Annotated in this window: 24 protein-coding genes and 1 pseudogene; 12 read left to right on the top strand and 13 right to left on the bottom strand. The window is 61.3% G+C overall.

Annotated features, from left to right (window positions below; genetic code table 11):
• The first annotated feature begins 51 nt into the window (after positions 1-51).
• The 3 genes and pseudogenes from sucD to PHF15_RS07010 all read left to right on the top strand — a co-directional run.
• Complete coding sequence (gene sucD / locus PHF15_RS07020) at positions 52-945, top strand: succinate--CoA ligase subunit alpha (protein WP_300119991.1); 894 nt, start codon at positions 52-54, stop codon at positions 943-945.
• 149 nt (positions 946-1,094) lie between these two features.
• Complete coding sequence (locus PHF15_RS07015; protein ID WP_300119990.1) at positions 1,095-1,880, top strand: Stp1/IreP family PP2C-type Ser/Thr phosphatase; 786 nt, start codon at positions 1,095-1,097, stop codon at positions 1,878-1,880.
• 29 nt (positions 1,881-1,909) lie between these two features.
• A pseudogene (locus PHF15_RS07010) lies at positions 1,910-2,128 on the top strand (FHA domain-containing protein); the annotation flags it as partial.
• Positions 2,129-2,223: 95 nt separating this feature from the next.
• On the opposite strand, the gene PHF15_RS07005 reads toward PHF15_RS07010, so the two are convergent.
• On the bottom strand, positions 2,224-2,364 hold the full coding sequence (locus PHF15_RS07005) for a hypothetical protein (RefSeq protein WP_300120151.1): 141 nt from the start codon (positions 2,362-2,364) through the stop codon (positions 2,224-2,226).
• On the opposite strand from PHF15_RS07005, the gene PHF15_RS07000 reads away from it, so the two are divergent.
• Positions 2,354-2,611: an FHA domain-containing protein gene (locus PHF15_RS07000; RefSeq protein ID WP_300120150.1), complete on the top strand. Its 258-nt coding sequence runs from the start codon at positions 2,354-2,356 to the stop codon at positions 2,609-2,611. The two genes, PHF15_RS07005 and PHF15_RS07000, sit on opposite strands and share 11 nt — an antisense overlap.
• A gap of 72 nt (positions 2,612-2,683) precedes the next feature.
• Complete coding sequence (locus PHF15_RS06995) at positions 2,684-5,056, top strand: ATPase, T2SS/T4P/T4SS family (protein ID WP_300119989.1); 2,373 nt, start codon at positions 2,684-2,686, stop codon at positions 5,054-5,056.
• On the opposite strand, the gene rsmI is transcribed toward PHF15_RS06995, so the two are convergent.
• Entirely contained in the window at positions 5,049-6,008 is a 960-nt protein-coding gene (rsmI, locus tag PHF15_RS06990; protein ID WP_300119988.1) for a 16S rRNA (cytidine(1402)-2'-O)-methyltransferase, read from the bottom strand. The two genes, PHF15_RS06995 and rsmI, sit on opposite strands and share 8 nt — an antisense overlap.
• Between rsmI and PHF15_RS06985 the strand changes: the two genes are divergently transcribed.
• The 3 genes from PHF15_RS06985 (at position 6,008) to PHF15_RS06975 (ending at position 7,720) form a co-directional block, all read left to right on the top strand.
• Positions 6,008-6,409, top strand: a complete 402-nt coding sequence (locus PHF15_RS06985) for a YraN family protein (protein ID WP_300119987.1) — start codon at positions 6,008-6,010, stop codon at positions 6,407-6,409. The two genes, rsmI and PHF15_RS06985, sit on opposite strands and share 1 nt — an antisense overlap.
• Positions 6,410-6,488: 79 nt before the next feature.
• The gene (locus PHF15_RS06980) at positions 6,489-7,073 is read left to right on the top strand and encodes a phosphoheptose isomerase (RefSeq protein WP_300119986.1); all 585 of its coding nucleotides are present in this window, start codon (positions 6,489-6,491) and stop codon (positions 7,071-7,073) included.
• An 8-nt stretch (positions 7,074-7,081) separates the two neighbouring features.
• The gene (locus PHF15_RS06975) at positions 7,082-7,720 is read left to right on the top strand and encodes a BON domain-containing protein (RefSeq protein WP_300119985.1); all 639 of its coding nucleotides are present in this window, start codon (positions 7,082-7,084) and stop codon (positions 7,718-7,720) included.
• A gap of 6 nt (positions 7,721-7,726) precedes the next feature.
• Here the strand turns inward: PHF15_RS06975 and PHF15_RS06970 are convergent, their stop codons facing one another.
• The 3 genes from PHF15_RS06970 to PHF15_RS06960 are packed head-to-tail and all read right to left on the bottom strand — an operon-like array spanning position 7,727 to position 10,852.
• Entirely contained in the window at positions 7,727-8,644 is a 918-nt protein-coding gene (locus tag PHF15_RS06970; RefSeq protein WP_300119984.1) for an NAD(P)-dependent oxidoreductase, read from the bottom strand.
• A gap of 23 nt (positions 8,645-8,667) precedes the next feature.
• Positions 8,668-9,804, bottom strand: coding sequence for a PilT/PilU family type 4a pilus ATPase (locus PHF15_RS06965; protein ID WP_300119983.1), 1,137 nt, complete (start codon positions 9,802-9,804; stop codon positions 8,668-8,670).
• 4 nt (positions 9,805-9,808) lie between these two features.
• Positions 9,809-10,852 (bottom strand): type IV pilus twitching motility protein PilT, encoded by a 1,044-nt coding sequence (locus PHF15_RS06960; protein ID WP_300119982.1) that lies wholly within the window; start codon positions 10,850-10,852, stop codon positions 9,809-9,811.
• Positions 10,853-10,885: 33 nt separating this feature from the next.
• On the opposite strand from PHF15_RS06960, the gene PHF15_RS06955 reads away from it, so the two are divergent.
• On the top strand, positions 10,886-11,578 hold the full coding sequence (locus PHF15_RS06955) for a YggS family pyridoxal phosphate-dependent enzyme (protein WP_300119981.1): 693 nt from the start codon (positions 10,886-10,888) through the stop codon (positions 11,576-11,578).
• Positions 11,579-11,595: 17 nt separating this feature from the next.
• On the opposite strand, the gene PHF15_RS06950 is transcribed toward PHF15_RS06955, so the two are convergent.
• The 3 genes from PHF15_RS06950 to rocF all read right to left on the bottom strand — a co-directional run bounded on the left by PHF15_RS06950 (position 11,596) and on the right by rocF (position 15,608).
• Positions 11,596-14,187, bottom strand: coding sequence for an EAL domain-containing protein (locus PHF15_RS06950; RefSeq protein WP_300119980.1), 2,592 nt, complete (start codon positions 14,185-14,187; stop codon positions 11,596-11,598).
• Positions 14,188-14,200: 13 nt separating this feature from the next.
• Positions 14,201-14,620: an Lrp/AsnC family transcriptional regulator gene (locus PHF15_RS06945; RefSeq protein ID WP_300119979.1), complete on the bottom strand. Its 420-nt coding sequence runs from the start codon at positions 14,618-14,620 to the stop codon at positions 14,201-14,203.
• 67 nt (positions 14,621-14,687) lie between these two features.
• A complete protein-coding gene (rocF, locus tag PHF15_RS06940; protein ID WP_300119978.1) occupies positions 14,688-15,608 on the bottom strand; it encodes an arginase in 921 nt (306 codons plus the stop codon).
• 203 nt (positions 15,609-15,811) lie between these two features.
• Between rocF and PHF15_RS06935 the strand changes: the two genes are divergently transcribed.
• Entirely contained in the window at positions 15,812-16,522 is a 711-nt protein-coding gene (locus PHF15_RS06935) for an FAD-dependent oxidoreductase (protein ID WP_300119977.1), read from the top strand.
• On the opposite strand, the gene PHF15_RS06930 is transcribed toward PHF15_RS06935, so the two are convergent.
• Both PHF15_RS06930 and PHF15_RS06925 read right to left on the bottom strand, forming a co-directional pair.
• Complete coding sequence (locus PHF15_RS06930) at positions 16,479-16,853, bottom strand: hypothetical protein (protein WP_300119976.1); 375 nt, start codon at positions 16,851-16,853, stop codon at positions 16,479-16,481. The two genes, PHF15_RS06935 and PHF15_RS06930, sit on opposite strands and share 44 nt — an antisense overlap.
• Before the next feature lie 118 nt (positions 16,854-16,971).
• Complete coding sequence (locus tag PHF15_RS06925) at positions 16,972-18,018, bottom strand: FAD-dependent oxidoreductase (protein ID WP_300119975.1); 1,047 nt, start codon at positions 18,016-18,018, stop codon at positions 16,972-16,974.
• A 120-nt stretch (positions 18,019-18,138) separates the two neighbouring features.
• Between PHF15_RS06925 and PHF15_RS06920 the strand changes: the two genes are divergently transcribed.
• The gene (locus PHF15_RS06920; protein ID WP_300119974.1) at positions 18,139-19,197 is read left to right on the top strand and encodes a 3-deoxy-7-phosphoheptulonate synthase; all 1,059 of its coding nucleotides are present in this window, start codon (positions 18,139-18,141) and stop codon (positions 19,195-19,197) included.
• Positions 19,198-19,206: 9 nt separating this feature from the next.
• On the opposite strand, the gene PHF15_RS06915 is transcribed toward PHF15_RS06920, so the two are convergent.
• Both PHF15_RS06915 and lplT read right to left on the bottom strand, forming a co-directional pair.
• Entirely contained in the window at positions 19,207-19,692 is a 486-nt protein-coding gene (locus PHF15_RS06915; protein WP_300119973.1) for a glutathione peroxidase, read from the bottom strand.
• Positions 19,693-19,710: 18 nt separating this feature from the next.
• Complete coding sequence (gene lplT / locus PHF15_RS06910) at positions 19,711-20,994, bottom strand: lysophospholipid transporter LplT (protein ID WP_300119972.1); 1,284 nt, start codon at positions 20,992-20,994, stop codon at positions 19,711-19,713.
• Between the two features lie 122 nt (positions 20,995-21,116).
• Between lplT and alr the strand changes: the two genes are divergently transcribed.
• Positions 21,117-22,211, top strand: coding sequence for an alanine racemase (gene alr / locus PHF15_RS06905; protein ID WP_300119971.1), 1,095 nt, complete (start codon positions 21,117-21,119; stop codon positions 22,209-22,211).
• On the opposite strand, the gene PHF15_RS06900 is transcribed toward alr, so the two are convergent.
• Positions 22,208-22,668, bottom strand: a 461-nt coding sequence (locus PHF15_RS06900) for a cation-translocating P-type ATPase C-terminal domain-containing protein (RefSeq protein WP_300119970.1), incomplete at its 5' end; no start/stop codon positions are given. The genes alr and PHF15_RS06900 overlap by 4 nt on opposite strands.

The following is a 22,668-nucleotide window of genomic DNA, read 5'->3' as shown; positions in this document are numbered from 1 at the left end:
CGCAGCTATGCGACGCGAGCCAGCGCTGTCCCCAACTGATTAGGAATAAAAATGTCGATCTACATCAACAAAGACACCAAGGTCATCACCCAGGGCATCACCGGCAAGACGGGCCAGTTTCACACTGAAAAGTGCCAGGAATACGCCAATGGCAAAAACTGCTTTGTCGCGGGCGTCAACCCCAAGAAGGCCGGCGAGTCGATTTTCAACATCCCGATCTACGCCTCGGTCAAGGAAGCCGCCGCCGACACGGGTGCCACCGTCAGCGTGATTTATGTGCCGCCAGCCGGTGCAGCCGCGGCCATCTGGGAAGCCGTTGAAGCCGAGCTTGACTTGGCGATTTGCATCACCGAAGGCATCCCGATCAAGGACATGCTTGAAGTGCGCAACCGCATGAAAGCCAAAGTGGCTGCTGGAGGCAAGGAAACCTTGTTGCTCGGCCCCAACTGTCCCGGCCTGATCACGCCCGACGAGATCAAGATCGGCATCATGCCGGGTCATATCCACCGCAAGGGTCGCATTGGCGTGGTCAGCCGCTCAGGCACCCTCACCTATGAAGCCGTTGCGCAGTTGACCGAAATCGGTCTGGGCCAGTCCAGCGCGGTCGGCATTGGTGGCGACCCCATCAATGGCCTCAAGCACATTGACGTGATGAAGGCCTTCAACGACGACCCCGACACCGATGCCGTCATCATGATCGGCGAGATCGGCGGCCCGGACGAAGCCGAGGCCGCGCGCTGGTGCAAGCTCAACATGAAGAAGCCCATCGTCGGCTTCATCGCCGGTGTGACTGCACCCGCTGGCAAACGCATGGGACATGCCGGCGCCCTGATTTCTGGTGGGGGCGACACCGCCGAGGCCAAGTTGGCGGTGATGGAAGAGTGTGGCTTCAAGGTCACGCGAAACCCGTCCGAGATGGCCAAGCTGCTCAAGGCCATGCTCTAAGCACCGAGCCTGTGAAGCAAGGCGCTTGACCGGGTCAAGGCCACAAAGCCGGATTTCCTGATGGACAATCCGGCTTTGTTGTTTCTGGAAGCGATCGAGCGCGGTGGAAGAATTTTGCCGCACCTTTCCGCTTGGCTGATGAACCAATCATGAACTACACCTTTTGTGCCAAAACCGATCCGGGCTTGATTCGTCGCAACAACGAAGATGCCGTGCTTTTTGACGAAAGTTGTAGCTTGGCCGTGCTGGCCGATGGCATGGGCGGATACAACGCGGGCGAGGTCGCCAGTGGCATGGCAACCACTTCGATCACGGCGGAACTCACCCGTTGCCTGTCCGGCAGCGCGCCGCTGAGCCATCGGGACGACATCTGCCGCGCGCTGGCCGCCAGTGTCGCTACTGCCAACCGGGCGATCCTGCAGGCAGCCACCGACAACCCCGTTTATTCAGGCATGGGCACCACTCTGGTGGCGGCTATTTTTCAGCGCGATCACCTGTTTTTGACGCATCTGGGAGACTCACGCTGTTATCGGCTGCGCGGCGAAGTGTTGACGCAAATCACCAAAGACCACTCCATGCGGCAGGAGCAGGTGGATGCCGGTCTGATCTCTCGCGAACATGCTGCCGCTGCGCGGGGCGGAAATCTATTGACGCGCGCTCTTGGTGTGGAAACTGAAGTGCTCATTGAGGTCCGGACTTTCCAGGTCGTCGCCGGTGATTTTTACCTGATGTGCTCCGATGGCTTGACCGATATGGTGGATGATGCCAGCATGGCCTGCCTGATGGTTCAAGAGAAAAATATCGTCAAGCTAGCGTCTGCTCTAATTAATCTGGCCAATGCCAAAGGTGGACGGGATAATATTGCAGTTGTATTGATCCACGCCAAAGATGCGCCAGACGAACCTGGCAAGTTGTCGCGTTTGCTTGTCAGTTAGTCTAGAACTCACGTTTACAGGAGCTGTTTGTGCCCAAAATCACCATCAAGCTTGGCAGTGAAATCATCCAGGAAGTCCAGCTTATCAAGGATCGAACCACTCTGGGGCGGCGTCCCCACAGCGATGTTGTCATGGAAAATATGGCAGTCAGTGGCCGACATGCATGTCTGGTCCTTGAAGACCGGCAAGTGAGTATCGAGGACCTCGACAGCACCAACGGCACTTACGTCAACGGCATCGCCGTGAAAAAGCAGACGCTGCATGATGGCGATGTCATTGAAATCGGCAATTTCAAAATCAAATTCTCATCCGGGTCGGGCGACGATGATGGCGGCCAAGAAAATCAGGAAGACCTGACAGTCAACGCCAGTCTGATGCCACCGCCACCGCCACCGCCACCGCCACCGCCACCGCCACCGCCACCGCCACCGCCACCGCCACCGGCAAGCCCGGCTGGGCCTGCCACAGGCCTTGTGGGCCGCATCAAAGTCATTTCCGGGCCAGCCGCCGGGCGGGAATTGCCGCTGACCAAAATGGTCACCACCTTCGGCAAGCCTGGCCTTGCAGTTGCCGCCATCACAAGGCGCGACCAAAATTACTTTATGCACCTGGTTGAAGGGGACGACGCGCCCCTGCTCAACGGCTCCCCGGTTGGCCAGGAACCCAGAATGCTGGCTGAGGGCGATCAAATCACCTTGAGCGGGACCGTCCTGCAATTTTTCCAATGCTGATCATTCGACGATTTCAGGGTGCGACATGGCAGCTAAATAAATGGGGTTCGTGATGTCCAGGCTTGCGTCAACATGAACGCTCCCAACCAATTCTCCAATCTGGATCATGGCGGCATGACCGTAGAAGCTCTTTTTTACAAGCGGCTTCAAGAAATTACCGCACGCATCCATGAGACTGACAACATTGAACAAATCATGTTGGAATCCAGTCAGGATATTTGCAATCTGTTCATTGCCGATCGGCTGACGCTTTATGTGGTCAACGAGGAGCGCAACGCCATCATCTCCAAGATCAAGACCGGACTCAACAGCAGCCGTGATCTGAAACTGCCGATCTCGCCAAAAAGCGTCGCGGGTTATGTGGCGTTCAGTCAAAAGCTGGTCAATTTGCCTGATGTTTATGACGACGAGGCGCTTAGAAACCTGCACCCGTCCTTGACATTCTTCAAAGAGGTGGACAAGCGCTCAGGCTATCGCACGCGGCAAATGCTGACGGCGCCGATCCTGGCTGGCGACACGCTGTATGGTGTGCTGCAAATCATCAACAGCAAAAAGGACCAGGCTTTCAGCGATCTGGATACTGAAGGCGTCACTCAGCTCTGCAAGACCCTCGCCACAGCCATCCGCCAGCGCATTCGCAAGCAGGAAGACGGCGTGCGGCGCATGGTCACCAAATACGATGGCCTGGTCACCAGCGATGTCATGAGTGCGTCGGAACTGGAGCACTGCCTGCAGCAAGCGCGCAAACAGGGTCTGACGGTCGAGCATGTGCTGCTCACCGAATATCAGGTTCGCCCGGCACAGATTGGTCCGTCGCTGGCCAAGTTTTTTGCCGTGCCCTATGAGCCTTTCAGCGAGGGCCACATTCGCTCCGAGGGTCTGCACAGTGCGCTCAAGCGCGAGTTCATCGATGAGCAGGGCTGGATCCCGCTGGAAGAATCACCGGATGGTCTGGTCATCATGTGCCTGGATCCCGAAGCGGTGCGCAGTTCGCGCATCGTGGCCCAGGTTTTTCCGCGCATCAGCAAGTTTTCTTACCGGGTCACGACGCGGTATGAGTTCATGCAGACCCTGGGCCAGATTTTTGGCGTCGAGGCCGAGAGCGGCAGCATCAGTGACATGCTCGCCGACATGGACAGTTCGCCCATGGACGATGGCAACAACGATGATTCGCTGGAGTCTGCGGCGGCTGACAACGAACTCGTCAAATTCGTCAACAAGGTCATCCTCGACGCCTACCATCAGGGGGCCTCCGACATCCACATTGAGCCCATGCCGGGCAAGCTCAAAACCGGTATCCGCTTTCGCATCGATGGCTCGCTGCAACCCTACATCGAGGTGCCGGCGCATTTTCGCCAGGCCATGGTGACGCGCCTGAAAATCATGTGCGACCTCGATATTTCCGAGCGCCGCAGACCCCAGGACGGCAAGATCAAATTCAAGAAGTACGGCCCCATCGACATCGAGCTGCGCGTGGCCACCATCCCCTCTGCGGGTGGGGTCGAGGACGTGGTGATGCGGATTCTGGCAGCCGGCGAACCGATTCCGCTGGACAAGCTGGGCCTGACCCCGCACAACATGGAACGGGTGCTCAGAACCATTGCCAAACCCTATGGCCTGTTTTACGTGTGCGGCCCCACCGGCTCGGGCAAAACCACCACGCTCCACTCGATCCTGAAAAACCTCAACACGCCCGACACCAAGATATGGACCGCCGAAGATCCGGTTGAAATCACCCAGAAAGGCCTGCGCCAGGTGCAGATCAACAAAAAGGCGGGCATCGACTTTGCGATGATCATGCGCTCATTTTTGCGGGCCGACCCCGACATCATCATGGTGGGTGAGTCGCGCGACCATGAAACCGTGTCCATGGGTATTGAAGCCTCGCTCACAGGCCACCTGGTGTTTTCCACCCTGCACACTAATTCGGCGCCAGAGTCCATCACCCGCCTGCTGGACATGGGCATGGACCCGTTCAATTTCGCCGACGCCCTGCTTGGCGTTCTGGCGCAGCGCCTGGCCAAGAAGTTGTGCGTCTGCAAAGAGGCCTATGTGCCAGATGCCGAGGAACTACGCCTGTTTGCCGTCGAATACGCCGACGAGCTGCGCCATTCCGCCCAATGGAAAAACCATTATGAGGAAGAATTGAAGCAACTCATTGCCGGCTGGCAAACGCAGTTCGGCGCTGGCGGGCCACTCAAGTTATACCGCCATGCCGGTTGTGACAAATGCAATCAAACGGGTTACAAAGGCCGGGTCGGCTTGCATGAGTTGCTGATTGCCGACGAAGGCATCAAGAAACTGATTCAGGAGCGCGCCCGGGTGGCCGACATTTTTGCCGCCGCTGTCGAGGGCGGCATGCGCACCCTGAAGATGGACGGCATGGAAAAAGTCATGATGGGGCTGACAGACCTGAAAATGGTGCGATCGGTCTGCATCAAGTAGCAAGCTTTGGCGTAATCCGCTTTGTCTTCAATGCCAGAGCCAGTTCGTAAAGCGCGTTGCGCGGCTCGCCGGTGATGTCGGCGGCCAGTTTGACAGCGGTTTTTAGGGGCAACTCGGCCAGAAGCAATTGCAGCACGCGACTGTCGGGGCCGCTGGCAAGGTTAGCCGGGGTTGGGTGCAGCACCAGCGCGAACTCGCCGCGCAGGCGGTTGCTGTCCTGCGCCAGCCAGGCCGGAAAATCCTGCGCCGCCAGCGTGGCAATTTCCTCGAATTGCTTGGTCAGCTCGCGTCCCACCGTGACCGCACGGGTGCCCAACATGGCCAGTGCCGCAGCCAAGGCTTCGATTCGGTGCGGTGCCTCCAGCAACACCACGGCCCGCGCCTCCTTGGCAAGCGCCTGCACTGCGGTGTTGCGTTCGCCGCTCTTGCTGGGCAAAAAACCGGCAAAGACAAAACCATCCGGGTGCTGGGCATCCAGAGTGAGGCCGGCCACACTCAGAACGGTGGTGATGCTGCTGGCGCCGGGCAGCGGCAGCACTTCCAAACCGGCCTGGCGCGCGTCCGCCACCAGTCGGGCACCGGGGTCGCTGATGGCGGGCGTGCCGGCATCACTCACATAGGCCACGCGCAGTCCCTGGCGCAGCCGCTCCAGCACCGCTTGCCCCGCCTGCGCCTCGTTGTGCTGGTGCAGCGCCAGCATCTGAGTCGGCGGCTTGTCGATGCCATAGGCACGCAACAGCGCCTGGGTGTGGCGCGTATCTTCACAGGCAATCAGATCGGCCAGTTGCAGCACATGCAGGGCGCGCAGGCTAATATCTGCCAGGTTGCCAATCGGCGTGGCCACCACATACAAGGCGCCGCGCGGGTAGTTTTGCTGGCCACACGCCTGTTGCGCGGCCCGCAGGGCTTCGGCGTAGCTGGCGCTCACCGGATTCAAGGAGCTTGAAGTCAATGGGTATTCCTCTTGTCAAAACGGGGTCGGCACCTGCGCAGCGATCCACTACCAAACAGCTGGGCGATCAGGCTGAAGCGCTGGCGCTGGCGCATTTGCAACGAGCCGGTTTGCGGCTGCTTGAGCGCAATTATCGAACGCCGGGACGCGGCGGTGGCGAAATTGACCTGATCATGCGTGCGGCCGATGGCACCTGTGTCTTTGTCGAGGTGCGCCAACGCGCCTCAAGCCGCCATGGTGGCGCTGCGGCCAGCGTCAATTGGGCAAAGCAAAAGCGCATTGTGTTTGCGGCGCGCCATTACCTGATGCGCCTGGGCACGCTGCCGCCCTGCCGTTTTGATGTGGTGGCAGTGCAAGCCGGCGGCATCGAATGGCTGGCTGGTGCCTTTGAGGCGGGGTGAATGTAAGACTTTGCAAAGCTGGGGCTTGCCAGGGCCAGGTTAAGCCCGGCATAAGATTGCCGCGGGTATCATTGCGGCCATGCTGCAACAACGTATTCAACAACATTTCATTGACAGCGCCGACCTGAAGTACCAGGCAGCGCCGCTGCTCAGCCAGCCGATTGCCGACGCAGTGCAGGCGCTCCTGGCCTGCGTCACCAGCGGCGGCAAGGTGCTGAGTTGCGGCAATGGCGGCTCGGCCGCCGATGCCCAGCATTTTTCGGCTGAATTCGTTGGCCGCTTCGAGCGCGAGCGCCCCGAGTTGGCGGCCATCGCGCTGACCACCGACAGTTCGATCCTCACTGCTGTGGCCAATGATTACGATTTCAGCCATGTTTTTTCGCGCCAGGTGCGCGCCTTGGGACAGCCCGGCGACGTGCTGTTGGCCATCTCCACCAGCGGCAACTCGGCCAATGTGCTGGCCGCCATCGACGCGGCGCATGCGCGCGACATGGTCGTCATCGGACTGAGCGGCCACGGCGGCGGCAAAATGGCGCAGGCGTTGCGCGACACCGATGTGCACATCTGCGTGCCCCACGAGCGCACCGCGCGCATCCAGGAAGTTCACCTGCTGACCCTGCATTGCCTGTGCGATGCGGTCGACACCCTGTTACTTGGCGATTAGGAAAACCCATGACATTTGCATCCAAAAAACTTCTCGGCCTGATTCTCGTCAGCGCCACGCTGGGCGCCTCGTTAAGCGCCTGTTTTCCGGTCATCGTGGGAGGCGCCGTGGTGGGCTCGCTGGTGGCAACAGACCGGCGCACCTCGGGCACCCAACTGGAAGACGAGGGGATCGAGTTGCGCGGCGCCAGCCGCGTCCGTGACAACCTGAGTGAGCGCGTGCATGTCAATATCAGCAGTTACAACCGCCGTGTCCTGCTCACCGGCGAAGTTCCCAGCCTGCAAGACAGCCAACTGGTGGAGCAGATCGTCTCGCGCGTGGACAATGTGCAGTCGGTAGTGAACGAGCTGGCGGTGCTGGGCAATACGTCCATGACACAACGCTCCTCCGACACCCTGATCACGGGCCGGGTCAAAGCCGCCCTGCTCGATGCCAAGGACCTTTACGTCAACGCGTTCAAGGTCGTCACGGAGCGCGGCACTGTTTACCTGATGGGCCGCGTCTCCCAGCGCGAAGCCGATCGCGCCACCGAGATCACGCGTGCAATCCCAGGGGTTCAAAAAGTGGTGCGCGTTTTCGAGATCATCAGCGAAGACGAGCTGCGCGCCCTGTTACCAAAACCGTCAGCGGCAGAGATGAAAAAATAAGCTGCTTTAGCGTAGCCGCTTGATCAGGCTGGAGGTGTCCCAGCGTCGTCCGCCCATGCGCTGCACATCGGCATAAAACTGGTCGATCAAGGCGGTGGCAGGCAGGCTGGAGTCGTTGCGTTTGGCCTCGTCGAGCACCAGCCCCAGGTCTTTGCGCATCCAGTCCACGGCAAAGCCGAAGTCGAATTTGTCAGCCACCATGGTTTTGCCGCGGTTGTCGAGTTGCCAGCTTTGCGCCGCGCCTTTTCCGATCACGTCGAGCACCAGGTTCATGTCCAGGCCGGCTTTCTGGCCAAAGGCAATGGCTTCGGCGAGGCCCTGCACCAGGCCGGCAATGCAAATCTGGTTGACCATTTTGGCCAGTTGCCCGGCGCCGCTCGCGCCCAGGTAGGTAAACGCCTTGGAAAACGCCATGGCAACCGGTTGTGCGGCCTCAAAAGCGGCCTGGTCGCCGCCGCACATCACCGTGAGCGCGCCATTTTGCGCGCCCGCCTGACCACCCGATACCGGGGCATCGACAAAATTGAGTCCCTGTGCCCGCGCCGCCGCATAGAGCTCCCGCGCCACATTGGCCGAAGCGGTGGTGTGATCGACAAACACGGCACCGGGCTTCATGCCGACAAAGGCGCCTTCGCCGCCCAGCGTCACACTGCGCAGGTCCTCGTCGTTGCCGACGCAGCAGAACACCAGATCAGCGTTGTGTGCTGCCAGACAGGGCGTGGGCGCGTGATGGACTGTGCCACCTTGACCGCCTGCACCTGTGTATTCTTCGCACCACGCCACTGCCTTTGCAGCTGTCCGGTTGTACACCGTGACCTGATGGCCGGCGCGCGCCAAGTGGCCGGCCATGGGGTGGCCCATGACGCCCAGGCCCAAAAAGGCAACGCGTGCTGCGGGGATGGCTTGGTAAGTTCTTGGGTTCATCTTTGCTCGTCTCCGGTTTTGTTTCAAACGATGGTCATGTACTCGGTGCCGGCGCTCAAATTCTGGTTCTTGCCGCGCTGGCTGTTGAGTTTGATCTGCAAGCGCAAATCGTTGACCGAATCGGCATTGCGCAGCGCGTCTTCGTAGGTGATCTGGTTGCTCTCGTAGGCGTCGAACAGCGCCTGGTCGAAGGTTTGCATGCCGATGTTGCGGCTGTTCTTCATGACCTCCTTGATGCCGGTCACCTCGCCCTTGAAGATCAGGTCGGAAATCAGCGGCGAGTTGAGCAGGATCTCGACCACCGCCAGACGCCCCTTGCCGTTCTGCTTGGGGATCAGGCGCTGCGACACCAGTGATTTGAGGTTGAGCGACAAGTCCATCAGGAGCTGCGCGCGCCGCTCTTCCGGGAAGAAATTGATGATCCGGTCGAGCGCCTGGTTGGCGCTGTTGGCGTGCAGTGTGGCCAGGCACAGGTGGCCGGTTTCGGCAAAAGCCACCGCGTGCTCCATGGTCTCGCGGTCGCGGATTTCCCCCATCAGGATGACGTCGGGGGCCTGGCGCAAGGTGTTTTTCAGGGCGGCGTCCCAGGTGTCGGTGTCGATGCCGACCTCGCGCTGCGTCACCACGCAGTTTTTGTGCGGGTGGACGAACTCGATCGGGTCTTCGACGGTGATGATGTGGCCAAAAGTGGTTTCGTTGCGCCAGTCCACCATGGCCGCCAGCGTGGTGGACTTGCCGCAGCCGGTGGCGCCCACCATGATGCACAGCCCGCGCTTGGTGGTGACGATCTCCTTGAGGATGGGCGGCAAATTCAGGCCGTCGATGGTGGGCAGGGTCATGGGAATGGTGCGCAGCACCATGCCGACTTTGCCCTGTTGCAAAAAGGTATTGACCCGAAAACGTCCCAGACCAGACGGTGCAATGGCAAAGTTGCATTCTTTGGTGCGTTCGAACTCGGCCACCTGTTTGTCGTTCATGATGGAGCGCGTCAGCGCCATCGTGTGCCCCTCGTTCAGGGGCTGCGGCGACACCTTGGTGATCTTGCCATCGACCTTGATGGCCGGTGGGAAATCGGCGGTGATGAACAGGTCGCTGCCGTTGCGACTGGTCATCAGCTTGAGCAGGTCGGTAATGAAAGTGGTTGCTTGATCGCGTTCCATAAGATCACCCTGGGAAGTTTTCGGGAATTTTGGCCTTGGAGCGGGCTTCTGCCGCGCTGATGACATTGCGCCGGACCAGGTCGGTCAAATTTTGATCAAGGGTTTGCATGCCGACGTTGTTACCGGTCTGGATGCTCGAATACATCTGCGCCACCTTGGCTTCGCGAATCAGGTTGCGAATGGCGCTGGTGCCCAGCATGATCTCGTGCGCGGCCACCCGGCTCTGACCGTCCCTGGTCTTGCACAGCGTCTGCGAGATCACCGCCTGCAGCGACTCGCTCAGCATGGCGCGGATCATTTCTTTTTCGGCGGCTGGAAACACGTCGATGATCCGGTCGATAGTCTTGGCGGCGCTGGAGGTGTGCAGCGTGCCAAACACCAGGTGGCCGGTTTCGGCTGCCGTCATGGCCAGGCGGATGGTTTCCAGATCGCGCATTTCACCGACCAGGATGCAGTCGGGGTCTTCGCGCAGGGCAGAGCGCAGCGCTGCCGCGAAGCTCTGCGTGTGCGGCCCCACCTCGCGCTGGTTGATCAGGCATTTCTTGGACTCATGGACAAATTCGATGGGGTCTTCCACCGTCAGGATATGGCCAAACTCGGTTTCATTGAGGTAGTTCACCATGGCGGCCAGGGTGGTGGACTTGCCCGAGCCCGTGGGGCCGGTCACCAGCACCATGCCACGCGGTTTTAATGCCAGCTCGCCGAAAATCTTGGGGCAGTTGAGTTGTTCGAGCGTGAGGATTTTGCTCGGAATGGTCCGGAACACCGCGCCGGCGCCGCGGTTCTGGTTGAAGGCATTGACCCGAAAACGCGCCAGGCTTTCTATTTCGAAGGAGAAGTCAATTTCCAGAAATTCTTCGTATTTTTTGCGCTGTGCATCATTCATGATGTCATAGACCATGGCGTGGACCTGCTTGTTGTCCAGCGGCTCCACGTTGATGCGGCGCACATCGCCATTGACCCGAATCATGGGCGGCAACCCCGCCGACAAGTGCAAATCGGACGCCTTGTTTTTGACGCTGAAAGCCAGCAACTGGGTAATGTCCACAGAAGTCCCTTTTGTTTGTTACGCTTGGCAATTATGACCAAGATTTCAACACAGCTCAGCGCCGTGCGGCAGCGCATCCAGGCCGCCTGCCTGAGAGCGGGTCGCCCAGCCGAAGCGGTAACGCTGCTGGCGGTCTCCAAAACCTTTGGCGCCGATGCCGTGCAGGAGGCCTTCGCGGCCGGGCAGACCGCCTTTGGCGAAAATTACATCCAGGAAGCGGTGGAGAAGATCACCGCGCTGCGGCAGCTTCCGATCGAGTGGCATTGCATCGGTCCCATCCAGAGCAACAAGACACGGTTGGTGGCCGGGCATTTTGACTGGGTGCACACGGTGGATCGGCTCAAAATTGCCGAGCGACTGAGCGAACAGCGCCCCGCTGATCTAGTGCCGTTGCAAGTGTGCATTCAGGTCAATGTCGATGGCGGACCCAAGAAGTCGGGCGTGGTGCCTGCGGACGCGCTGGCGCTGGCGCAAACGGTGGCCAGGCTGCGCCGCCTGCGCTTGCGCGGGATCATGTGCATTCCTGAGCCTGCGCCAGATTTCGAGGCGGCTTGCGCCGTATTCAAAATGGCCAGCGACTTGTTTGAAGACTTGAATGCGCAAGGGCTGGCGCTCGACACCCTGTCGATGGGCATGAGCGCCGACCTGGAAGCCGCCATCGCCTCAGGCAGCACGATGGTGCGGGTCGGATCGGCCATTTTTGGCGCGCGCATTCGGCCGGCCTGAACGTTTTCGGCCGACGCTCAGGCATCGGCTGCAATCGGGATGGGGGCAGGCCGTCCAAACAGATAGCCCTGGTAATGGTGGCAACCCAGCGCCTGCAGGGCATCGCGCTGAGCCATGCTCTCCACGCCTTCGGCAATCACGGACAGCGCCAGGCTTTCACCCAACGTGACGATGGCGCGAATGATGCTGACGTTGTGCGTGTCGTAGATCATGTCGCGCACAAATGACTGGTCGATCTTGAGCTGGTTCAGCGGCAGGCGCTTGAGCATGGCCAGCGACGAGTAGCCGGTGCCAAAGTCGTCCAGCGACAAGCGCACGCCGAGATCTCGCAAACCATTCATTTTGACCATCACGTCGGGCACATCCTGCTGCAGTTGGCGCTCGGTCAGTTCCAGTTCCAGACGTGCGGGATTGGCACCAGAATAGGACAGCGCCGCTTCCACTTGGGCAACAAAATCCAGCTGGCGAAATTGTGCGGCGCTGAGGTTGACGCCGATCGTCCATGAACTCTGGCCGGCCTGCATTGAAAAGGCCTGCAATTGAAGACAGGCGGTGCGCAGCACCCAATTTCCAAGGGCCAGAAGCAGGCCGCAGGCCTCTGCCACCTGGATGAACTCGGCGGGCGGGATCAGGCCGCGCATCGGGTGTTGCCAGCGCAGCAGTGCCTCAAAGCCCAGTGTTCGCCCCTGGCCATCCACCTGGGGCTGGTAATACAGTACAAATTCGTCATGCGCCAGGGCCCAGCGCAGGTCCGCTTCCAGTGTCGTGCGCGCCATCACCTGATTCTGCATCTCCGGATTGAAAAACCTCAGAGTGTTGCGCCCGGCCACTTTTGCCTGGTACATGGCCAAATCGGCCTGCTTGAATAACTCTTCCCGTGAGGTGGCCGGACCGTCGATCAGAACCACGCCTATGCTGACGCTGCACTGGCAGGTTTGCGCACTTAACTGGAAGGGTTGGCGCAGGCGCGTCAGGATTTTTTGGGACACCTGTTGCGCCTGCCGCGCGGCTTCGCCAGGTTGGGTGCTGAGGTTGACCAGCATCACCACGAATTCATCACCGCCCTGACGCGCCAGCGTGTCCTGGGACCTGACGCATTCGCGCATGCGCTCGGCAAGCTGTCGCAGCAGTTCATCACCCGCATCGTGGCCCAGGGTGTCGTTAATTTCCTTGAAGTTATCGACGTCCATGAACATCAGGGCGGCACCTTGCGGCATGCGCGGCATTGCGCCAAGCAACTGCTGCACGCGGTCCTGCAACAAACGGCGGTTGGGCAAGCCGGTCAATGGGTCGTAGAACGCCAGTTGATGGATGGTTTCTTCGGCCTGCTTGCGCCTTGTGATGTCGGTCGAGATGCCGCATAGGGCAAAAATGCGGCCATCGGAGTCGCGCAGGGGCAGCTTGACCGACAAAAAGCTCTGCTCCACACAGCCATTGATGCTGCGGTTGACTTCTTCCTCTTCGACCCGCTCGCCCTGCTCGATCACGCGCAAATCATTGAGGCGCAACTTGGCCGACGTGATGGCATCAAAAAAGGTGCTGTCGGTTTGGCCAATCACCTGTTCCGGCGGGCGGCTGAACAGGGTGCACACCCGGCTGTTGGCATACTGGTAGCGCAGTTCCATGTCCTTGATGTAGATGTAGGCATCAACGCTGTCGAGGATTGTGTTGAGCCGTTCTTCGCCGGCGCGCACATGGGCGGTTTGCTGCACCACCTGGCGGCGCAGCCAAGCATTGAGGGCAAGCGCCAGCAGCAGCGCTATGAGCAGGCCGGCCAACGTCCACCACAGGTAGCCCGGTACTCTAAATTCCGGTGCATTTTGCATCCATCGCTGCAAGGCGACCGCATAAGGTGAATCGGCCTGACTCTGCCACCGCGCCAAATGACGATCAAAGCCGGCCAGCAAATCCTGGTTTGTGCCGCTGGCCGTGGCATAAAAAAGTTGCACCGGCTGAAACACGATGGCGGTCGGCTCCAGTTGGAATCGGGGAGCCTGCAAATCACCAAAAAAACGATTCACGGCGACCGCATCGGCGTTGCGCTGTCGCACCTGCTCAAAGCCTTGTTCGAACGACTCCACATGGACCAACGTGGCGGTGATGGCGAAACTGCCCAGCAGATTCTGCAAATACTGCGCCTGCGTTGACCCCACCACCACGGCGATGCGTATGCCGCTCAGGTCGGTGATGGACCGGATGGCGATGTCCTTGCGCTTGTATATTTGCGACCAGCTCAGCAGCGCCGGAATCTTATGAAAATCAAACCCTTGCGCGCGCTTCTCGGTGTAAGCCACGTCGGGCATCAAATCGATTTCGCGCCGGGCAAGTTTGTCAAGGCAGGCTTGCCATTCACACGGCACACTGGACACCTGCCAGCGCTCACGCGCTGCCACCGCCATCAGCACATCGCCCAGAATGCCGCTGGGCTGACCATCCTGGCCCAAAGCCAGCTTGGGCGCGTTTTCATAGACACCCACCCGCACCGTGCGCATCGGGACGTCGGCCGCCTTCGACAGGCCGACCGGCAGGAGGGCGGCCAACAGCAGCCAGCAGAGCGCGGCCATGCGCCAGCGGTTGGGGCTGATCTTCAGGGTTGAGAGTGTGCTCATGCGTAGCGCGGCGCTAGCGATACGTGGCCAGATGGATGTTGGTTTCGGTGCTGCGTATGCCCTTGATCAGACGGATGCGCTCCAGAATCTGCGACAGTTCGGACATGGAGGCGGCTTCCAGTTCGGCCAGCAGGTCCCAGCGGCCATTGGTGTCGTGCAGCGCTGCCACGCCGGGCTCGCCCAGCAAGCTGGCAATCACCAGTCGGGTCTGGTTGCCCTCGACCAGCACCTCCATCCAGGCCCGGATGCTGTTCTGCTCGGATTCGGGCCGCAGTTTCACCGTGTAACCCAGTATCACCTGCGTGTCTTCAAGCTTGCGCATGCGGTTGGTCACAGTGCCGCGCGACACCTTGAGCTTATAGGCCAGATCGGCCACATTCATGCGCGCGTTCTGGCGCAGCATGCCGATCAGGGTTTGGTCAAGTTCATCCATGGTGTCAAAAAGCTGTTCAGGGCTGCCAAAACGGCAATTACACACCAAATCAACACCTGGTTGACGCTTAGCCCGCCTGACGCATCAGCGTGCTCTTGCCAAACAGTGACTCGATCAGGTCCACCGCCACCTCGGCGGTGCGGTTGCGCACGTCAAACGCCGGGTTGAGCTCCATCACGTCCAGCGAGGCCAGGCGACCGGTGTCGGCAATCATTTCCATGCAGAGTTGCGCCTCGCGGTAGGTGGGGCCGCCGCGCACCGTGGTGGCCACGCCCGGGGCAATGTCAGGGTCCAGAAAGTCCACATCAAAGCTCACATGCAGGTGGGTGTTGGCATCGACCAGAGCGAGCGCCAGCTCCACGGCGGCGCGCATGCCCATCTCATCGATGTAGCGCATGTCGAACACCTCCAGCCCGGCCTCGTGCACCAGCCGTTTTTCACCGGCATCGACACTGCGGATGCCGATCTGGCGCACCCACTTGGGGTTGATGGCCGGTATCTGGCCGCCGATGCGAGTGAGCACATCGGGCCCATGGCCGCACAGGCAGGCCACCGGCATGCCGTGGATGTTGCCGCTGGGCGTGAGCGCGCTGGTGTTGAAGTCGGCGTGGGCATCGAGCCACAGCACGCGCAGTTTCTTGCCGGTGTCGCGGCAGCGGCGCGCCACCGCGCTGATCGAACCCATACCCAGGCAATGGTCGCCGCCCAGCACAATGGGCAAACGGTTTTGCTGGAGCTCGGCATACACCGCGTCGTGGACGGCATGGTTCCAGGTGGCGACCTCGGCCAGATGACGGTAGCCGTCAACCGGCGGCAGCCATGGGTTGCGTGGCCCGTTCAGGTTGCCACGGTCGATCACATGAAGGCCCAGGCTTTCCAGTACCGGGACGATGTTGGCCACGCGCAGGGCCTCCGGCCCCATGCTGGCGCCGCGGCTACCCGCGCCGATGTCGGTGGGCACTCCGATCAGGGAAATGTTGGGGTTCATGGTGCTGCCGTTCTATGGAGCTGAAGTTGGTTTTGGCGTGAGGCGAAAAATGGCTTTTCGCAGTTTAGTCAATTCGCGAGTCAATACGTTGCGACGATAGAGATGGCGCGCGACTGCCGGTTTAGGGCTGGCGCAGCTTTGGACTGGATGGCTTTGAGGTTTAATAAACCACTAAATTTGTGCAAATGTAATGGCAAAAGGGAATGATGGACGGTGCGTTTTTTTGGTTGGGGCATCCGGTGGTTTTCCGCCCCGGGGAAACTTTTGCCGCAGCCATGCGCCGCGCTGGTCTGTATGACCTCGGGTCGGCCATGGGTACTTTGCGCGGGCGCTACTTTTGCGGCATTGGCGCCTGCCAGGCCTGTCTGCTGTCGGTCAATGGGGCGGCGCCGGTAGAAGCCTGCCTGACACCTGCGCGTTCTGGCGTGCAGGTCACCCTGGCTGCGCCGCCGGCACTGAGGTGCATCGTGTTGCAAGCTGACGTGCTGGTGGTCGGCGGTGGTCCGGCCGGTGTCGCTGCGGCCGTCGATCTGGCCGGCATGGGCTGGCGCGTGCTGCTGGCCGAGCAGCGCGACCGGCTCGGTGGTGCCGTGCATCGCGCTTACGCTGGCGTCGGAACGAGTCCGATCAAGCGCAATTCTCGCCATGAACGCCGCTGGCAAGGCTTGCTGGATCAGGTGCCGCAGGTAGGTGATCGCCTCACCCTGCATTTGCAAAGCGTGCTTTTAGGAGTGGACAGCGAGGGCAGTTATCTGCTCGACGACCGGCGCGCGGCGCGCGTGCGCAGTGTTCGCCCCAAAGCCGTGGTGATGGCGGTCGGTGGCGTTGAGCGGGTGCTACCGGTGCCAGGCTGGGAACTGCCGGGCGTGATCACGGCGGGCGGCATGCAGGTTGCAGCTCAAGGAAACCGGTGACGTACCGCAGGGACCGATTCTGGTCGCTGGCAGCGGGCCTCTGCCACTGGCGTTGGCGGCGCAATTGGCCGCCGCGGGCAATCCGCCGCTGGCGCTGCTGGAGCGCAGTCGGCCATTCCGCGCCATGCTGGCGCAACCCGGCGCGGCCTTCAACGGTTTGCGAAGTTGGCCGCAGTTGGTCGAGGCACTTGGCTATGCTTGCCAGTTGTTTCATTCGGGTGTTCCCTATCGCACTGGTTGCAGGGTCACCGCCATTGAAGCGATGCCGCAGGGTTTGCGCGTGGCCGTGGTCAATCGGCATGGTCAGGCCCGCGTCTATGAGGTGGCTCATCTGGCCTTGCACGATGGCCTGGATGCCAATCAGACCGGCTTGCCGCGTGAGGAGGGGAGAGGCTTGCCCGTGGTTTGGGCCGGGGATTGCCGCGAGGTGCTGGGTGCGGAGGCAGCCATCAGTGATGGCCGGCGGGCCGCCCAACAGCTTGCGAAGGCCCTGGGGAAGCCATGTTCCGATGCCAATTTCGATGGCCGCCTGCAATCAGCCCGCCGCCCTCAAACGGCGTTGCGCGCGCTCTACCAGGCACCGGCCCTCGCCATCGCGCCCGAGACCGTGGTCTGCCGTTGCGAGGGTTTGCGCGCCGCCAGCTTTGCCGCACTTCAGGGCGCTGGCTCGGCGCACGAAATTCGGGTGGTCGGCCGCTGATGGGCAGGCCGTCTTCGGTGGTGGCGCGAATGCCGGCAAAGGTGCGAATCACGCGCTGGCGCGCCAGCGGCGGATAGACATCGATGGCCTCGCGCAGGATGGTCGCCACCGTGCGGATGTCAGTCTGGCGGTCCAGAATGCCGGCCTCGCGGCTGCTGCCCAGCAAAAATTGGCCGGTGCGCAGCGGGTCGATCACCAGGTTGACTGAACTTTGTTGGCGCGTGGGCGTGTGTTTGGAGGCCAGGTAACTGGCGGACATCAGCGGCCCGGGCAGCACCGCGTAGCCAAACGCCGCTCGGTCGGTCACGATCAGCTGGCCCTTGCGCGGAATCATCACCTTGTCCAGACCCAAAAAAGCCATCGAGTCAATGCCGGCGGCCAGTACGCTGCCGCCCACGCCCGGCACGCGCCGCACGAGCATGGCGCGGTCGAGCCACAGCGTGGGCTCGTCCTGGCTGTCGAGGTCGCGCTGCTGCGCCGCGATCACCGCCACTTCCTGCTCGGTTCGGGCAAACAAGTAGGTGGGGCGGGTGTGAAACAGGTCGGTCAGGATCTCCTCGCGCACCAGTTGAGCGTAGAGGTCGCGCGCCTGGCGCGCCAGTTGCATCATCACGCCGGGGCGTTTGCTGGCCACCGACACCGCGCCATCCGAGGCACCGGTGGCGCCCGCTGACGGCGCTTGCGCATCCAGCACGGTCACTTGGGCGCCAGCGCGGCTGAGGTAAAAGGCGGTGGCAGCGCCCACGATGCCGGCGCCGATGACAACAACATGGGGAAAAGGTCGGGAGACAGGCATGTTTGGGGGTGGTTGGACTGGTCTCATTGTGGCGCCAGGCACGCGCGCCGGACTGATCTCGATGGCTTGCTGACCAGGCTCATAAAATCAGCCCGTCTGCCCGCCTTGATTGAACCCACCATGACCTTCCCCAACGCTCTCGAAAACCTCAACGTGCTGGCGCAGCACACCCTGCTGCCGCCCAGCGCGCTGCACGATGACGTGCCCGCCAGCGAACGCGCCACCCACACCGTGAGCGCAGCGCGCGCCACCGTGGTCAACATCTTGCAAGGGCGTGACCCGCGCTTGCTGGTGGTGGTGGGGCCGTGCTCGATTCACGACCTGGACGCGGCCCGGGACTACGCGCATCGCCTGAAGGCGCTGGCCAATGAACTGCAGGACCAGCTCTTCATCGTGATGCGGGTTTATTTTGAAAAGCCGCGCACCACCGTCGGCTGGAAAGGTTTGATCAATGACCCGCGCATGGACGACTCGTTCCGCATTGACGAGGGCCTGCACCTGGCGCGCCAACTGTTGGTGGACTTGAACGATATGGGGCTGCCCTGCGGCACCGAGGCGCTCGACCCGATCACACCCCAATATCTGGGCGACCTGATTGCCTGGAGCGCCATTGGTGCGCGCACCACCGAGAGCCAGACCCACCGCGAGCTGGCCAGCGGCCTGTCCTCACCCGTTGGCTTCAAGAACGGCACCGACGGCAACCTGGACGTCGCGCTCAACGCCATGTTGTCAGCGGCCCAGCCGCATACTTTTCTGGGCATCAATGGCGAGGGTCAGGTGGCTTTGACGCAAACCCGCGGCAACGCTTTTGGCCATTTGATTTTGCGCGGCGGCAGTGTCCCCAATTACGACTCGGTGGCGATTGCGCAAGCCGAGGCCGAACTCGCCCGCGCCAAGTTGCCGGTGAATATTGTGGTGGACTGCAGCCATGGCAACTCGCGAAAAAATCACACCCTGCAAAGCCTGGTGCTAAAAGATGTGGTGGGGCAGATTGTGGACGGCTGCCAATCCATCAAGGGGGTGATGCTCGAATCGAACCTGTTCGAGGGCAACCAGAAGCTGGCCGATCCCAAAGAGTTGCGCTACGGTGTGTCGATCACGGACGCCTGCCTGGGCTGGGACGCTACCGCCAGCGGGCTGCGCGACGCGGCGCAGCGGCTGCGCGCCTTGCAGCATTAAAGTGCCGCATCAAGCCGCCAGCGCGGCTTCAACGTCTTTGGCCAGACTCTCGGGCGTGTCCGTGGGGGCGTAGCGTTTGAGCACTGCGCCATCCTTGCCGACCAGGAATTTGGTGAAATTCCACTTGATCGATTTGCTGCCCAACAGGCCGGGGGCCTCGGCCGCCAACCATTGGTAGAGCGGGTGGGCACCAGTGCCGTTGACCTCGATCTTGGCCATCATCGGAAACGTGACGCCATAGTTGAGCTGGCAGAATCCGGCAATCTCGCTGTTGCTGCCCGCATCTTGCGCACCGAACTGATTGCAGGGAAAACCCAGCACCACCAGGCCCTGCTTGCCATAGCTTTCATGCAGTTTCTCGAGCCCGGCGAATTGCGGGGTAAAGCCGCAGGCACTGGCGGTATTGACGATCAACATGACCTTGCCCTTGAACTTTTTCAACGCAACGGGTTTCCCGTCGATCGACAGGACTTCAAAATGATAAGCAGTTGTCATGGCGATCCTTTAATAAACTCATCCGTGGGCTTTGTCGTTGCGGGCGATGGCCAGCAAGCGGTCGATTTCCTCATGGTGCAGCATCAGGTTGCGCGCATGCCAGCGCCGGATCAGCCACATGAAACCCGCAATCACCAGGCCAAAACCAGTGATCGCAGCAAAAGTCGGCAAACCGAGCCCGGTGGACAGGCTGTAGAGCGCGCCCAGCACCAGAATGCAGGCTTGCTCGTTGAAGTTCTGCACTGCAATCGAGCGGCCGGCGCCCATCAGGTTATGACCACGGTGCTGCAGCAGCGCGTTCATCGGCACCACCAGAAAGCCACCCAGTGCGCCCAGCAAGATCAAAAACGGCGCTGCCACCCAGACGTTGGTGATGAAGATCAGGCCGATGATCAGCAGGCCCATGACGATGCCCAGGGTGATTACGCGCGGACCGTCCTCCAGGCGCATGCGCACCGACGCCACCATCGCCCCCGCTGCCATGCCAATGGCCACCACCCCCTGCAGGGCCGACGCCTGAGTCACCGAATAACCCAGCGCGGCGGCGGCCCAGGCCAGCACGATAAAGCGCAAATTGCCCGCCACGCCCCAGATCAGCGTGGTGGCGGCCAACGAGATTTGACCCAACTTGTCGCGCCACAGGCGGGCGTTGCAGGTCCAAAAATCGGGTAGCAGGGTCAGCAGGTGCTTTGGCATCGGGCGCATCAGCCCGCCGGTCAGTGGAATGTGGGTGTTGAACCAGGCCGCCAGCAAGTACACAAAAATCAGCACGGCAATCGCGGCCTCGGCCGGGTTGTTGATGCCGGTGTCAATGCCGGGGATGTCGATGGAGAGCAAGTGCCGCGAGACATGACGCCCGACCAGCTGGCCCCCCAGCAACACGCCCAAAATGATCGAGCCAATCGTCAGCCCCTCGATCCAACCATTGGCCTTGACCAGTTGCGAGGCTGGCAACAGTTCGGTCAGGATGCCGTATTTGGCAGGTGAATAGGCCGCAGCGCCCAGGCCGACCACGGCGTAAGCCAGTAGCGGATGGGTGCCAAACAGCATGAACAGGCAACCGCCCACCTTGATGAAGTTGCTCGCCAGCATGACCCGGCCCTTGGGCATGGAGTCGGCAAAGGCGCCAACAAAAGGGGCCAGCACCACGTAAAACAGCGCGAACATGGGCACCAGGGCGGCTTGTTGCCACTGCGGAGCGTGGCTGGTGCGCAACAATTGCACGGCGGCTACAAACAAGGCGTTGTCGGCCAGCGAGCTGAAAAACTGCGCTGCCATGATGGTAAAAAAGCCGCGTTTCATCGATATTTTTGGCAACCGCTCCAAGCGGCGCTTTGAGGGTGTCTTGTCTCCAAACGGTACCGGGTTATAGCATGCCGGGGCAGTGTCAAAATCGCCCCACACGCTATTTCCCCAGATCCGCCATGCCACGTCCGATCCTCGCCACCATTCATACCGCTGCGCTGCAGCACAACCTGGCGCGCAACCGCCAGACCGCCCCTGACGCCAAAGTCTGGGCGGTGGTCAAGGCCAACGCCTATGGCCATGGCATCGAGCGCGTGTTCGACGGCCTGCGCAGCGCCGACGGCTTTGCCTTGCTTGACCTGGACGAGGCTCAACGTGTGCGCGAGTTGGGCTGGCGCGGGCCCATTTTGTTACTGGAGGGCATCTTCGAGCCGCGTGACCTGGAGCTGTGTTCACGCCTGGACTTGTGGCACACGGTGCATTGCGATGAGCAAATCGACATGCTGGCCGCCTGCAAGACCCATGTCGGCCACCGCGTGTTCTTGAAAATGAACTCCGGCATGAACCGGCTGGGCTTCACCCCGGCGCGTTACCGCAGCGCTTGGGCGCGCCTGAACGCATTGCCGCAAGTTGACGAAATCTCGCTCATGACGCATTTCAGCGACGCCGATGGGAGCCAGGGCATTGCCGCGCAAATGGCCTGTTTTTCCGAGGTCACGCGCGATCTGCCCGGCGAGCGCTCTTTATGCAACAGCGCCGCCAGCCTGCGGCACGCCGACGCGGTAGCGGCGTCTGACTGGATCCGCCCGGGCATCAGCCTCTATGGCAGCTCGCCCGATCACCCCGAGCACTCGGCCGGCGAGTGGGGCTTGCAGCCGGCCATGACTCTGGCGGCAAAAATCATCGCGGTGCAGGACATCGCGGCCGGTGCCAGCGTCGGCTATGGCTCGAAGTTTGTCGCTGACGCACCGATGCGCCTGGGCGTGGTGGCCTGTGGTTATGCCGATGGCTATCCGCGCGTTGTCCCCACCGGGACGCCGGTGCTGGTGGCGGGTGTACGCAGCCGGTTGCTTGGGCGCGTCAGCATGGACATGGTCACGGTGGATTTGACGCTTGTGCCAGAGTCCGGCATGGGCACCGAGGTAACGCTGTGGGGACGTGCGGCCAACGGCGCGGTGTTGGGCATCGACGAAGTCGCGCAAGCCGCCGACACGCTGGGCTACGAGCTAATGTGCGCGCTGGCGCAGCGGGTGCCGGTGCAGGTGGCTGACTAGCGAGGCGCCATTTTTCTTTTGAGCGTTTTCAGCAACTCGAACCACAACACGCTGACCAGCCCCAACCCTGCGGCTGCCACCAGCCAAGACAAGGGCAGGGGTTCGAACACAAACAAGCGTGCCAGCCACGGCACATAGAGCGCAAGACCCAACAGGCTCACGGCGGCCGCTACCACCCACCAGAGTGTGCGGTTGGGCACCCATAGGCTGGCCCACAGCGAGCCGGCGCGGCTGCGGTTGGAAAAAATCAGCGCCAGATTGGTGAACACCAGCACGGCAAAGGCCAGGGCGCGCGTGTTGCCTTCGGTCAACTGGGATGCGCCCCAGGCGGTGGCCAGCATCACCATGGCCAGCGCACCCAGGCCTTGCAACAGCGCAAGTCCCAGCGTCATGCCTCCGAACAGGGGCTGCTGCACATTGCGCGGCGGGTGCTGCATCACATCGGATTCGGCGGGTT

Source organism: Rhodoferax sp., from assembly GCF_028689295.1.
Taxonomy (GTDB): domain Bacteria; phylum Pseudomonadota; class Gammaproteobacteria; order Burkholderiales; family Burkholderiaceae_C; genus Rhodoferax.
This window is presented reverse-complemented; position numbering and strand designations above follow the sequence as displayed.